The organism is Aeromonas sp. ZOR0001 (assembly GCF_000801015.1).
Lineage (GTDB): Bacteria > Pseudomonadota > Gammaproteobacteria > Enterobacterales > Aeromonadaceae > Aeromonas > Aeromonas veronii.
Window position 1 is genome coordinate 13,750 of record NZ_JRJY01000081.1, and the last position, 13,642, is coordinate 27,391.

Here is a 13,642-nt window from a genome sequence, read left to right on the forward strand (position 1 = left end):
ATTGTAATTGATCGACTTTAGTCACCCCGAATGGCGGGCGCTGGCGCAGCAGTTGCTGAGCCACTCACCTGTGGTGATCCGTGGCCGCCAGTGGCAACCGCTGGTGGGCCTGCTCAAGGATAACCAGCTGCTGCTCGCCCATGGCAGCCACAGCTATGAGCTCACCCCGGCCGGGCGGCGCTATCTCACCCGCGAGCTGATGCTGGCCGAGATCGCCACCGCTCCTCCCGAGCCCGAGGAGTGGTTGCATGCTCAGGGCTGGCAATTGGGGGAGCAGGTCAACGAACGGGTGCTGGCGGCGCTCTATCGCAAGAGCGAGGTGAACTTCACCCCCAACGAGCAGATTGATTTCGAGGACAAGGGGATCCGGCTCTGTGCCGATCAGCTGTTGCGCTTGCGCGCCGCCCAGCCGTTCAGCCTCTTTTTCAGCGGCGGCACCCTGATCGATGCTGCCCCCTGGTTGCAGACGCTGGGGGAGGTGGCGCTGCCCGAGCGCACCCTGGCGGGTCTTGGCAAGATCCTGTGGGGGGAGGGGAGCATCGAGCGGGTGATCACCACAGACAGCGTCGGCGCTTTTGCCGAGCTGCCTCTTGAACCCGGCACCTTGCTGGTGTGGGCTCCCCCATCGGCTCCCCTTGCCTTGCAGCAGGTGGTGGCCGCCTTGCCCCCCAATGTGTTGTGGAGTCATCTCACCGCCCTCGACCCTGCCGGGGTGGATCGGCTGCAGGCGCTGGCCCAGCGGCTGGGTCGTCCGGCCAGCTGGTGGTTGCCCCGTGATTTGGCTCCCATCCTCAGCGCGTATGCCCAGCCTTTGACTGAGGCTCGGCCCTGGGAGCCGAGCCGGATCCCCAAGTCATTGTTAGCAGTTTGTAGCGGTTTGGTTGAGTCCAATGGTGGCTTGTCTGCCGAGGTGTGCGCACTGGCGCCAGCGTGGCATGCCGTTGGTTGAAATTGGCCTGAAAGCGAGCCAAAAAGCGGTTTTCCCCCATTGAACGCGGTGATATAAAGAGTTGACGAAGCGCTCGCCAGATGAGCGCTTTTGTTTATCAAGCCGCTTTGCCACCCAACGAACTCAACGGAATACAGGGAATACCATGTTTGAAAAGGTTGTTGCCGCCCCAGCGGATCCGATCCTGGGCCTGACCGAAGCCTTCCGCGCTGACTCTCGCAGCCACAAGATCAATCTGGGCGTAGGGATCTACAAGGACGAGTCCGGTGCCACCCCCATTCTTCACTGCGTCAAGAAAGCCGAGCAGAAGCTGCTGACCGACGAGAAGACCAAGAACTACCTCGGTATTGAAGGCAATATCGAATATGGCCGCATCGTGCAGCAACTGCTGTTCGGGCAGCACTCTGCGCTGGTTGCCAGCGGTCGCGCCAAGACCGCGCAAGCGCCGGGCGGTACCGGTGCCCTGCGTATCGCGGCCGAATTCGTGGTGCGCAACGGTCTGGCCAAGACCATCTGGATCTCCGATCCCACCTGGGCCAACCACGTCAGCGTGTTCCAGGCCGCGGGCCTGACCGTCAAGTGGTACAAGTACTACGACGCCGTGACCAAGGGGCTCGACTTTGCTGCCATGCAGGCCTCGCTGGCCGAAGTGCAGCCGGGTGAGCTGGTGCTGTTGCATGGTTGTTGCCACAACCCGACCGGTATCGACCCCACTAGCGATCAGTGGCGTGCGCTGGCCAAGCAGAGTGCTGCTGCCGGCTGGTTGCCGCTGTTTGACTTCGCCTATCAGGGTTTTGCCCGTGGTATCGAAGAGGATGCCGAAGGCCTGCGTATCTTCGCCGAGTGCCATGACGAGCTGCTGGTGGCGAGCTCTTTCTCCAAGAACTTCGGCCTCTACAACGAGCGGGTCGGCGCCTTCACGCTGGTCAGCGCGACCAAGGAGATCGCCGATGTGGCCTTCACTCAGGTCAAGACAGTGATCCGTGCCAACTACTCCAACCCGCCGTCACACGGCGCCGCTGTGGTCACCGCCGTGGTGAGCGATCCGGCTCTCTATGCCGAGTGGGTCGAAGAAGTGGCCGCCATGCGGGTGCGTATTCGCGAGATGCGCGAACTGCTGGTAGAGAAGCTGGCTGCCCTCGGCGTGAGCCAGGATTTCAGCTTTATCCGCGAGCAGAACGGCATGTTCTCCTTCTCCGGCCTCACCAAGGATCAGGTGGAGCGCCTCAAGAGCGAATTTGCCATCTACATCGTCGGCTCAGGCCGGATCAGCGTGGCCGGTATTACCCGCGCCAATATCGATCCCCTGTGCGAGGCCATTGCCAAGGTGCTGTAATCGCATCGCCTGATGCTCTGGCACTATGCGGCACTATGCCATGAAAAAGCCCGTCACCTTGGTGACGGGCTTTTTTGATCGTCAACGGCTGATCGCCAAACAAGGGTAAGGGCGGCTCAGTGGTGGCGGGCACCTTGCCACAGCTTGCGCAGTTGCAGCAGCAGCGCGGTCAGGGCGCCGCCGCTCAGGGCGGTGAGTACCGCCAGCAGCAGGCTGCCGAGCAGGAAGGGAGGCACCAGAGTGGCCGCCTCCTGCTCCAGCCAGTGCAGGGTCCAGCTGAGGTGGAAAGGCTCCGGCGTCTGGTGCAGTACCAGACAACCGGTGCGATAGGCGTAGAGATACATGAACGGCAGGGTCAGCGGATTGTTGAACCAGACCGCCAGCAGTGCCAGCGGCAGGTTGAGGCTGAACGCCAGCGCCAGACCGACTGCGATGAGCGAGTGCATCGGGATAGGGAACCAGCAGGCGAAGATCCCGGCTGCTACCGCGCCGCTCAGGGCGCGAGTGCCCCCTTGCCAGAGGGCTGGGGCGAGCAGTCGCTCACCAAACAGGGCAAACCACTTCTGCTGGCGCAGGGTGTCGCGATCTAGCTTGAAGCGGGAAAACCAGCGACTCAGCATGGGCGGGCCATCTTGCGTTTTTGCCACTGGCGCACCGTGCTGATCCGCCAGAAGGTACGGATCAGGGTGTAGCCGATAAGGGAACTGAGCAGGGCAAGGATCAGCGAGCCCAGCAACAGCGGTGGTGCCACTGTGCCCAGTACCGAGACCAGCCACTCCCAGGTGAATTCAATCTCTATCTGCTGCGCCGAATGTCCCAGCAACTGGCAACCCACCAGATAGGCGCCATAGAGCAGGGGAGGCATGGTAAAGGGGTTGGAGAGCCAGACCAGCGCCACCGAGAGCGGCAGATTGACCCGGCACAGGATGGCGCCACCGGCGGCCAGCAGCATCTGGCAGGGGAGCGGCACCCAGGCCATGAAGAGGCCCACCGCAAATGCCCCGGCAGCCGAGCGGCGATTGAGGTGCCAGAGGTTGGCATCGAGCAGCAGTTTGCCGAACAGCCGCAGGTGCTTGTGTTCTTTCAGGGTTTGCTGATCGGGCATCCAGCGTTTAATGAGTCGTTTGGGCATATTGAAACCTTGCTAAATACTTGCTCCATGGATCTGCGTCTGTTGTCGTTTGCCCTGGGGGCAAGCTCCTCACTGCTCTGGCCATGGTTACCTTCACTCGCATGGGGGGGCCTGTTGCTGTCCCTGCTGATCCCCCTTGCATATTGCCGTGCCTGGCGGTGGCTGTTTCTCCTGCTCGGCATCCTCTGGATGCAGGCCAATCTTGCCTATCGGCTGGCCTGGCTGGAGCGGTTGGGCGATCAGACGAGCCACATGATAACCGCACAGCTGCAAAGTGCAGAGCCCGAGGGGGATAAATTTGTCCGGCTGCTGCTGCGGGTGAGCACCCTCGACGAGCAACCGGTGACACCTGAGCCCCTGATCCGGGTCAATGCCTATCAGGCATTACCCGCCATGACGGTAGGCAGCCGGATCACCCTGGTGACCTCGTTGAAACCGGCTCACGGTCTGGCCAACGAGGCGGGGCTGGATGGGCGGCGTCTGCTGCTGGGCAAGGGGATCACCGCCACTGGCAATCTGCGTCGTGTGATAGATATTCAACAGGCACCTGCGGGTTGGCGTGAACGCTGGTTGGGGGCTGCGACCGAGAGTTGGCGTCCGCTTGACTATGCCCCCTTGCTGGCGGCGCTCACTTTTGGCGAGCAGAGCGGTATCACGGATGCCCAGTGGGAGCTGTTTCGCGGCAGCGGCCTGACCCATATCATCGCCATCTCAGGGCAACACATCGCGCTGGTGGCGGTGCTCGGGTGGTGGCTGGGCAGGCTGTTTGGTCTGCGCGGCGCCATCATCACCTCCCTGCTGTTTGCCGCCGTCTACAGCGCGTTGGCCGGATTTGCGGTGGCCACCGAGCGGGCCCTGATCATGGTGCTGGTGTGGAGTGTGTTGCGCTGGAGTCGGCGGGAGTGGCCGGCCTGGCGCATCTGGCTGTGGGCCTTTGTGGTATTGACCCTCTGGGATCCCTTTGCCCTCTATTCGGCCGGCTTCTGGCTTTCGTTTCTGGCGGTGGCCATCTTGCTGCTGGTGGGATATGTCCACGACAAGCCGGGACTGTGGCAGATCCAGCTCTGGCTGCTGCTCGGTCTGCTGCCGCTGCAACTGGCGTTGTTCGAGGGGATAGCGCCCCTTGCCATGGTGATCAACCTGCTGGCGGTGCCGCTCTTTTGTATCGCCATCATCCCGCTGGCCCTGATCGGTGTGCTGCTGGCGCCGCTCTCCACCTCGCTTGCCTATGTCCTGTTCTGGCTGGCGGATCTGGGGCTCGGGTGGGTGCTGACGATCCTGAACTGGTTGGCCGATCAACTGCAACTGTGGTGGCCACTACCCGCCTGGTGGCTGCCGCTGTGCACCCTGCTGTTGCTGCTCTGGTTCGCCGCACAGTGGCGCCCGGCACGTTGGCTGTTGCTACCGGGTCTGTGTGCGCTGTTGTTGGCGCTCTGGCCAACGCCAGTCCGCTGGCAACTGCGGGTGCTGGATGTGGGGCAAGGGCTAGCGGTGCTGATCAGCAAGGGGGAGCGAGCCATCCTCTATGACACCGGCGATCGTTATCCCGGAGGCTACAACATGGCGGACGCTGTGATCCTGCCCCAGCTAAGCCATCTGGGGATCCGGGTCATCGATCGCCTCATCATCAGCCACAAGGATCGGGATCATGCCGGCAATCGCAAGCGACTGCTCAGCGCCATGCCGGTGCGCCACGAGTTCTCCTCTTACCCCTTCAGTGAGAGAACGACGCTCTGCCAGCGTGGGCAACAGTGGCGCTGGCAGGGGCTCTCGTTTGCAGTGCTCTGGCCCGAGCGCCCCGGTGGCGGGCGCAATAACGATGGCTGCGTGGTGCGTATTAGCGATGGCGAGCGCAGTGTGCTGCTCAGTGCAGATATCGAACGGCAAGCCGAGCAGCGGCTGGTGGCGCTGGAGGGGGAGGGGTTGGCCAGCACCTTGCTGGTGAGCCCCCATCATGGCAGTCGCACCTCCTCCACGCCCCCTTTTGTTGCGGCGGTAGCGGCGCAGGAGGTGATCCACAGCGCCGGCTTTATGAATCAGTGGGGCTTTCCCCGTCCCGATGTAGTGGCCCGCTATCGGGATGCCCGCCAGTGGATCACCGGTCAGCAAGGGGCGATGCTGGTCGAACCCACCGCAGCGGGCTTGAGCGTCACCGCCGAGCGAGATGTGGGGCCCTGGTACCGGCGAAGTGGCGAGTGGTGGCGACCGCGAGTGTGGTTTGAGCAATAATCAGCCATTTCTGCCGTGTAGGAATGCGATATAGGTGGCGGCGCTTGGTGTAAGCCTGCGCTTTGGCTAGAATAGCCCGTCATTTCCATTACTAACGGCTATTCATGCAACAAGAAACCTCACAAGAGAGCTGGCCAGTATTCAAACGCCTGCTCGGTTATGTCCGTGATCGCAAGCTGGGCCTGGTCGGTGGCATCATCGGGATGCTGGGCTACGCCGCCGTGGATACCACCTTTGTCTACTCCATCAAGCCGCTGATCGATCAGGGCATCAATGGCAACGACAGCACCGTTTTGAAATGGATGCCCTTCTTCGTTCTCGGCATCGTGGCCCTGCGCGGTGTCGCCAACTTTCTCTCCAACTACTGCATGGCCTGGGTCGGTAACCACGTCGTGATGCGTCTGCAACAGCAGGTGTTCAATCACATGGTGGCGATGCCGATGAGCTTCTTCGACCGTCAGAACACCGGCCACCTGCTCTCCAAGGTGACCTATGACGCCAGTCAGGTCTCCTCGGCGGCGAGCACCACGCTGGTGACCCTGGTGCGGGAAGGGGCGACCGTGGTCGGTCTGCTCGGCCTGATGTTCTGGCACTCCTGGCAGCTGTCGGTGATTTTCCTGGTGGTTGGCCCGCTGGTGGGGGTCATCATCGGCCTTATCAGCCGCCGTTTCCGCCAGATCAGCCGTCACATCCAGCAGGCGGTAGGGGATATCACCACCTCCACCGAGCAGATGCTCAAAGGGCACAAAGAGGTGCTGATGTTTGGTGGCCAGAAGGTGGAAGAGAAACGCTTCTTCCAGGTCAGCAACAACATGCGCCAGCAGACCATGAAGATGGTCGCCGCCGATGCCATCGGCAGTCCAGTGGTGCAGATGGTGGCCTCCATCGCGCTGGCTGCCTTCCTCTACGTCGCGACCATTGACAGCGTCAAGTCAACTCTGACTGCCGGTACGTTTACCGTCATGATCACCTCCATGATGATGCTGCTCAAGCCGCTGAAAAGCCTGACCGACGTCAACAACCAGTTCCAGAGGGCCATCACCGCCTGCCACAGCCTGTTTGGCCTGCTCGACACCGAGCCGGAGCAGGATACCGGCACCCGTACTCTGGAGCGTGCCCGCGGCGAGATCGAGTTTCGCAACGTCACCTTCACCTACCCGACCAAGGATACTCCGGCGCTGCACAACGTCAGCTTCAAGGTGGAAGCGGGTAAATCGGTGGCGCTGGTGGGCCGTTCCGGCTCTGGCAAGAGTACCATTGCCAGCCTGTTGACCCGCTTCTACGACATCGATCAGGGCGAGATCCTGCTGGACGGCATCAACATTCGCGAATACAAGTTGAGCGATCTGCGCAAGCAGTACGCGCTGGTCTCCCAGCATGTTCACCTGTTCAATGACTCGGTGGCCAACAACATCGCCTACGCCGCAGAAGACAAATACAGCCGCGACCAGATCGTGCAGGCCGCCCGTATCGCTCATGCCGATGAGTTCGTCAGCAAGATGAGCAACGGGTATGACACTGTGGTTGGCGAGAACGGTGCATCCCTCTCCGGCGGTCAGCGCCAGCGTGTTGCCATCGCCCGCGCTCTGCTGCGCGATGCGCCGGTTCTGCTGCTGGATGAGGCCACCTCGGCCCTCGATACCGAGTCCGAACGCCACATTCAGGCGGCCATCGACGAGCTTTGCAAGGCGCGTACCTCGCTGGTGATCGCCCACCGTCTCTCCACCATCGAGAAGGCGGACGAGATCCTGGTGATCGACGAAGGTCATATCGTCGAGCGCGGTAACCACGAAGTATTGATGGAGCAGCGCGGCACCTATGCCCAGCTGCGCGCCATTCAGTTTGGCAACGCGGGAAGCAAGGCCTGATGCTGGAACGGCTCTGGTATGCAAAGAGTGGCTGGCGCTGGTTGCTGGCCCCCTTTGCCCTGCTGTTTGCCATCATCAGCGGCACCCGCCGCTACGCCTATCGTCATGGCTGGCGCAAGGGGTATCGCTCCTTCTTGCCGGTGATCGTGGTGGGCAATATTTCGGTCGGGGGCAACGGCAAGACGCCGGTGGTGGTCTGGCTGGTGGAGCAGTTGCAAGCCCGCGGCTATCGCCCTGGGGTGGTGAGCCGTGGTTATGGTGGCAAGGCGCCCCATTACCCCTATCGGCTGGATGAGACCAGCACCACGGCGCAGGCCGGAGATGAGCCGGTGCTGATTGTCCGGCGCTGCGGCTGTCCGGTGGTGGTTGCCCCGAAACGGGCCGATGCGGTACGACTGCTGGAGCAGAGCGGTGAGGTGGATATCATCATCACCGACGATGGTCTGCAGCACTATGCGCTGGCCCGCGACATCGAGCTGGTGGTGGTGGACGGAGCGCGCCGTTTCGGCAACGCCTGCCTGCTGCCGATGGGGCCGCTGCGCGAGCCGGTCACTCGACTCAAACGGGTGGACGCCATCATCTGCAACGGCGGCGAGCCGGGCAAGGGGGAGTACCCCATGCAACTGGTTGCCGACACCCCGCGCCGGGTGCGCGACGATGCCCCGCTGGCCGCCCCCTTGGCGGGGCCGGTTGATGCGCTGGCGGGGATCGGTCATCCGCCCCGCTTCTTTGCCACCCTCGAAGGGCTCGGCTACCAGCTGGAGCAGCAGGCCGCCTACGGCGATCATCACCCCTTCGATCGGGATGAGTTGGTGGGGCGCTTTGCCAGCAAGCCGCTGCTGATGACCGAGAAGGATGCGGTCAAGTGCCGCCCGTTTGCCCTCGATAACTGGTGGTATCTACCGGTCAGTGCCGAGTTGCCCGCCTCCCTGCTCGACACCCTGCTGCACAAGCTGGGGGCGAAGGCAAATGGCGCGGCCAGGGCGTAAGATTAACCTCTCTCGCCTGAGCGGGGGATAAGTGGACCAATAGCGGTCCCGTATGGAATATCTGGTTGCTCGACATCCATCGCTGGCGTGATGAAGCCGCCAGCGCGACATCGTTGAAGGAGTATCGTTTTGGCTTTGGACATCAAGTTGCTCGACATCATCGCCTGCCCGGTCTGCAAGGGTAAGCTGCACTACAACAAAGCAGTTCATGAGCTGGTCTGCCGCTTCGACAAGCTGGCCTATCCGCTGGAAGAGGGCATCCCGGTGCTGCTGGAGAACCGTGCCCGTCCGCTCAACAGCGATGAGCTGCCGTCATGAGTTTCGTCGTCGTCATTCCGGCCCGCTATGCGTCAACCCGCCTGTCGGGCAAGCCGCTGGCTGATATCCATGGCAAGCCCATGGTGCAACACGTAGTGGAGAAAGCCCTGCAATCGGGTGCCGATCGGGTGATCGTTGCCACCGATGACGAGCGGGTACAGCAGGCACTGCAGAGCACCGGCGTCGAGGTGTGCATGACCTCACCGGATCACCAGTCCGGCACCGAGCGTCTGGCCGAGGTGTGCCGTCACTACGGCTTTGCCGCCGATACCATCATCGTCAATGTGCAGGGGGATGAGCCGCTCATTCCGCCCGCCATCATTCGTCAGGTAGCGGATAATCTGGCCGCCGCCACGGCGCCGATGGCGACCTTGTCGGTGCCGATCAAGGATGCCGAAGAGGCGTTCAACCCGAACGCAGTGAAAGTGGTGACTGACAAGGATGGCTACGCCCTCTACTTCAGTCGCGCCAGCATTCCCTGGGATCGGGATCGCTTTGCCAAGAGCCATGAGCAGATTGGTGACCACTACCAGCGTCATATCGGTATCTATGCCTATCGTGCCGGCTTTATCCAGCGTTACGTAGACTGGGCACCGAGCGTGCTGGAGCAGGTCGAGGCGCTGGAGCAGCTGCGGGTGCTCTGGTACGGGGAGAAGATCCACGTCGCCCAGGCCCTTGAAGCGCCGCCGGTCGGGGTGGATACCCAGGCCGATCTGGAGAAGGTGCGCGCCTTTTTGGCCAAGTGATGGCCACAGCACTAACGTCATGAAAAACGGTGTCGCAAGGCACCGTTTTTTGTTTTGAAAATTTATATAATTATTTGATTTTAAACGCTAAACATGGGTTTTCTCAAACTTTTGGCGTGCATGGTTTGCCAAAGCGACGAGTTTGGTTATGATGCAAGACGCCCTGTTAACCCTAACCGGGCGGCTAAAACGAGATAAAACGGGGTGTTTGGGTGATAAATGTATTCCTGGTCGATGATCATGAGCTGGTGCGTACAGGGATAAGACGCATTCTTGAAGATGTGCGCGGGATCAAGGTGGTGGGTGAAGCACAGAGCGGCGAGACAGCAGTCACTTTCTGTCGCCAACACCATCCGGACGTGATCCTGATGGACATGAACATGCCGGGTATTGGTGGTCTGGAAGCGACCCGCAAAATTCTGCGGATCCGCCCCGATGTGCGCATCATAGTGCTGACCATTCATTCAGAAAATCCGTTCCCCACCAAGGTGATGCAGGCCGGCGCCGCCGGTTACCTTACCAAGGGGGCAGCTCCTGACGAGATGATCCAGGCGATCCGGTTGGTGCACTCCGGTCAGCGCTACATCTCCCCGGAGATTGCCCAGCAGATGGCCCTCAGCCAATTTGCCTCCGCTGACGAGAATCCCTTCAAATCCCTCTCCGAGCGCGAGCTGCAGATCATGATGATGATCACCAAGGGGCAGAAGGTGACTGATATCTCCGAGCAGCTCAACCTGAGCCCGAAGACGGTCAACAGCTACCGCTATCGGCTGTTCAGCAAGCTGGGGATCAACGGTGACGTGGAACTGACCCATCTGGCCATTCGCTATGGCATGCTGGATGCCGATACCCTCTAATCGGGTGGCGTGTGGTCACAAAGGCGGCGAGTGCCGCCTTTTTGCTTTTTTGCCCCTTTGCTTTTCAGGCGGCGAGGGCAGTATGCTCTGCCCGTCAATTTTTGCCTTTGTGTGAGCCGAGTAGCTGATGACCCTCTCTCCCGAACCTCTCTTCGACAGCAAGGCGTTTCTGAGCGCCGTCACCCATCAAAGTGGCGTCTACCGCATGCATGACAGCGGTGGCACCGTGATCTATGTGGGCAAGGCCAAGGATCTGAAAAAGCGGCTCGCCTCCTACTTTCGCACCAACGTCGACAGCATCAAGACCCGCACCCTGGTGCGACAGATCGCCGATATCCAGGTCACAGTCACCCACACCGAGACCGAGGCGCTGATCCTCGAGCACAACCTGATCAAGCAGTACCAACCCCGTTACAATGTGCTGCTGCGGGACGACAAATCCTACCCCTGGATCATCATCACCGCGCATCAGCATCCACGCATCGGCGTCCATCGCGGTGCCCGCAAGATCAAAGGAGAGTACTTCGGCCCATACCCCTCTGGCGGCGCGGTGCGTGAGAGTTTGCATCTGATGCAGAAAATATTTCCGGTACGCCAGTGCGAGGATGCGGTCTATGCCAACCGCACCCGTCCCTGCCTGCTCTACCAGCTCAAGCGTTGCGCTGGCCCTTGCGTGGCTGGATTGGTGAGCGAGGCCGAATATACCCAGCAGGTGGAGCTGGCCAAACTGTTTCTGGCGGGCAAGAACCAGCAGGTGATTGGTGAACTGGTGGGCAAGATGGAGTCCGCCAGCGGTGATCTGCGCTTTGAAGAGGCGGCCCGCTATCGGGATCAGATCCTGGCGCTGCGCCGGGTCACCGAGCAGCAGTCGGTGAGCGGCAACGTGCTGGACGAGCTGGATGTGGTGGGGGTCGCCTTCCAGCAAGGTGCGGCCTGCATCCACGTGCTCTTTATTCGTCAGGGCAAGGTGCTGGGTTCGCGTAGCTACTTCCCGAAAGTGCCGGCTGACACCCCGCTCGATGAGGTGGTGCAATCCTTCCTGCTGCAGTTTTATCTGTCGGGGCAGGGGGGACGGCAGATCCCGACCGAGGTGCTGCTCGATGTGGCTCTCGAAGATGAAAGCGTCATCGCCGAGACCCTGAGCCAGACTGCAGGCTACAAGGTGCGGGTGGTGAGCCGTACCCGCGCCGAGCGGGCCCGCTTTATCAAGCTCGCCTCCATCAACGCCGAGACGGCGCTTCGCTCGCGGCTTGCTCACAAGAGCACCATCACCGCTCGCTACGATCAGCTGGAAGAGCTGCTGGAGCTGGAGCGCCCCATCGCCCGCATGGAGTGTTTCGATATCTCCCACACCATGGGGGAGCGCACCGTGGCCTCTTGCGTGGTGTTCAACCGGGAGGGGCCGCTCTCATCGGAATATCGTCGTTTCAATATCGACGGCATCACCGGCGGTGATGACTACGCGGCGATGGAGCAGGCGCTGGAGCGCCGCTTTGGCAAGCAGCAGGAGCCGGACAAGGTGCCGGACGTGCTGTTTATTGACGGTGGCCTCGGCCAGTTGCGCCGCGCCGAAGAGATCCTGGCCCGTCAGCTGGAGTTTCTCGGCGGTAAATATCCGCTGCTGGTGGGGATTGCCAAGGGGGTCACCCGCAAGGCGGGGTTGGAAACTCTCATCATGGGGGAGAGCCACGAAGAGCTGCATTTACCGGCAGATATGCCCGCTTTGCACCTTATTCAGCATATTCGCGATGAATCTCACCGTTTTGCCATTACTGGCCACCGTGCCAGACGGGCCAAGGCCCGCACCAGCAGCAGTCTGGAGGATATTCCGGGGGTGGGGCCAAAGCGGCGGCAGGCGCTGCTCAAATATCTGGGCGGCCTGCAGGAGGTCAAAAAGGCGAGCGTGGATGAACTGGCCAAGGTACCCGGCATCAGTCAGGAGCTGGCCCAGACCATCCACGATGGCTTGCACAGCGCCTGAGCAGGGTTAACGGCATGGCAAAATCGCTAACTCCTTGATGCACAAGAGCCGTGACGCGGGGGGGCCGTAAATGCCATAATGGCCCTCGCATTTTGAGAAGATTGATGGATTAAAAAGACCAAGACGGGCGCCAGTGCGGTTGCATCGCAAATCGGCTTTGGCGCACTATGTAGCGACGTACAAGAAGTGGCTGAAAATAATGACAAACATACCTAACCTGTTGACGTTTTTCCGGATTTTGCTCATTCCCGTCTTCGTCATCCTGTTCTATCTGCCTTATCAATGGTCCTATCTGGCTGCCGCCATCGTCTTTATTCTGGCCGCTGCCACCGACTGGTTTGATGGCTATCTGGCTCGCAAGCTCAATCAGTCCACCGCCTTTGGCGCCTTCCTTGACCCGGTTGCCGACAAGATCATGGTTGCCGCCGCACTGGTGGTCATCGTCGAACACTACAACACCATCTGGGTCACCATCCCCGCCATGACCATGATTGGCCGCGAGATCATCATCTCCGCCCTGCGTGAATGGATGGCCGAGCTCGGCAAACGCTCCTCGGTGGCTGTCAGCTGGATTGGCAAGTGGAAGACCATGATCCAGATGGTGTCGCTCACCGGTCTTATCTGGCAATACAACGTCTGGATGGTGTGGCTCGCCTATGTGATGCTCTATGTCGCTACCGTGCTCACCTTCTGGTCGATGTTCCAGTACATGAAGGCCGCCTGGGGCGATTTGACCCACCACGCCAACCTGTGAGTCACTTGCGTCGCAAGGTGAGGTTTCCGCTGATTTGAGACAGGAAATGAGCAAAGGCGCTAAAACTGTTCAAAAAGGGCAAAAAATGCCCGAACGATCAGGTAATTAAATATTTCTGGTTGACTGGGCGAGGAACATCGCTAGAATGCGTCCTCGTAGTCAGGCAGTCAGCCAGACCAATGCGGGAATAGCTCAGTTGGTAGAGCACGACCTTGCCAAGGTCGGGGTCGCGAGTTCGAGTCTCGTTTCCCGCTCCAAATTCAGACAATCGAGAGCCAACTCTCTTTTGCATGGCGCGTTAGCAAAGCGGTTATGCAGCGGATTGCAAATCCGTTTAGTCCGGTTCGACTCCGGAACGTGCCTCCATATTGACAAGCCCGCCACGCGAGCTTGATACCGATTGCGGTGCCCGAGTGGTGAAATCGGTAGACACAAGGGATTTAAAATCCCTCGACGTTCGCGTCGTGCCGGTTCGATTCCGGC

Annotated in this window: 12 protein-coding genes and 2 tRNA genes; 12 read left to right on the plus strand and 2 right to left on the minus strand. The window is 60.7% G+C overall.

All coding sequences use genetic code 11. The annotated features are described in order from the left end of the window. Positions 1-7: 7 nt before the first annotated feature. Both L972_RS11085 and L972_RS11090 read left to right on the plus strand, forming a co-directional pair. Complete coding sequence (locus tag L972_RS11085; protein ID WP_047438253.1) at positions 8-949, plus strand: hypothetical protein; 942 nt, start codon at positions 8-10, stop codon at positions 947-949. Between the two features lie 145 nt (positions 950-1,094). Further along, positions 1,095-2,285, plus strand: coding sequence for an amino acid aminotransferase (locus L972_RS11090; protein WP_047438255.1), 1,191 nt, complete (start codon positions 1,095-1,097; stop codon positions 2,283-2,285). Positions 2,286-2,401: 116 nt separating this feature from the next. Here L972_RS11090 and L972_RS11095 read toward each other — a convergent pair whose 3' ends face one another. Both L972_RS11095 and L972_RS11100 read right to left on the minus strand, forming a co-directional pair. Beyond that, entirely contained in the window at positions 2,402-2,905 is a 504-nt protein-coding gene (locus L972_RS11095) for a DUF2062 domain-containing protein (RefSeq protein ID WP_047438258.1), read from the minus strand. Next, positions 2,899-3,417 carry a DUF2062 domain-containing protein gene (locus L972_RS11100; RefSeq protein ID WP_005350890.1) on the minus strand — a complete coding sequence of 173 codons (519 nt, stop codon included), beginning with the start codon at positions 3,415-3,417 and terminating at the stop codon, positions 2,899-2,901. Before L972_RS11100 ends, L972_RS11095 begins: the two co-directional genes overlap by 7 nt. 27 nt (positions 3,418-3,444) lie before the next feature. Between L972_RS11100 and L972_RS11105 the strand changes: the two genes are divergently transcribed. From L972_RS11105 to L972_RS11150, 10 genes are all read left to right on the plus strand, one after another. Beyond that, on the plus strand, positions 3,445-5,646 hold the full coding sequence (locus L972_RS11105) for a DNA internalization-related competence protein ComEC/Rec2 (RefSeq protein ID WP_047438260.1): 2,202 nt from the start codon (positions 3,445-3,447) through the stop codon (positions 5,644-5,646). Positions 5,647-5,750: 104 nt separating this feature from the next. Continuing rightward, a complete protein-coding gene (gene msbA / locus L972_RS11110) occupies positions 5,751-7,514 on the plus strand; it encodes a lipid A ABC transporter ATP-binding protein/permease MsbA (protein ID WP_047438261.1) in 1,764 nt (587 codons plus the stop codon). Beyond that, positions 7,514-8,503, plus strand: coding sequence for a tetraacyldisaccharide 4'-kinase (gene lpxK, locus L972_RS11115; protein ID WP_047438263.1), 990 nt, complete (start codon positions 7,514-7,516; stop codon positions 8,501-8,503). The genes msbA and lpxK overlap by 1 nt, the downstream gene beginning before the upstream one ends. A gap of 129 nt (positions 8,504-8,632) precedes the next feature. Further along, the gene (locus tag L972_RS11120; RefSeq protein WP_005347033.1) at positions 8,633-8,821 is read left to right on the plus strand and encodes a Trm112 family protein; all 189 of its coding nucleotides are present in this window, start codon (positions 8,633-8,635) and stop codon (positions 8,819-8,821) included. Next, entirely contained in the window at positions 8,818-9,567 is a 750-nt protein-coding gene (kdsB, locus tag L972_RS11125) for a 3-deoxy-manno-octulosonate cytidylyltransferase (protein ID WP_047438266.1), read from the plus strand. The genes L972_RS11120 and kdsB overlap by 4 nt, the downstream gene beginning before the upstream one ends. A 212-nt stretch (positions 9,568-9,779) precedes the next feature. After that, the gene (gene uvrY / locus L972_RS11130; RefSeq protein ID WP_005337448.1) at positions 9,780-10,424 is read left to right on the plus strand and encodes a UvrY/SirA/GacA family response regulator transcription factor; all 645 of its coding nucleotides are present in this window, start codon (positions 9,780-9,782) and stop codon (positions 10,422-10,424) included. A 127-nt stretch (positions 10,425-10,551) separates the two neighbouring features. Further along, complete coding sequence (uvrC, locus tag L972_RS11135) at positions 10,552-12,405, plus strand: excinuclease ABC subunit UvrC (RefSeq protein WP_047438268.1); 1,854 nt, start codon at positions 10,552-10,554, stop codon at positions 12,403-12,405. A 199-nt stretch (positions 12,406-12,604) separates the two neighbouring features. Next, entirely contained in the window at positions 12,605-13,159 is a 555-nt protein-coding gene (gene pgsA / locus L972_RS11140; protein ID WP_005337443.1) for a CDP-diacylglycerol--glycerol-3-phosphate 3-phosphatidyltransferase, read from the plus strand. A gap of 181 nt (positions 13,160-13,340) precedes the next feature. Then, a tRNA-Gly gene (locus tag L972_RS11145) sits at positions 13,341-13,416 on the plus strand. A gap of 35 nt (positions 13,417-13,451) precedes the next feature. Then, positions 13,452-13,525: transfer RNA gene (locus tag L972_RS11150), tRNA-Cys, on the plus strand. Positions 13,526-13,642: the final 117 nt, after the last annotated feature.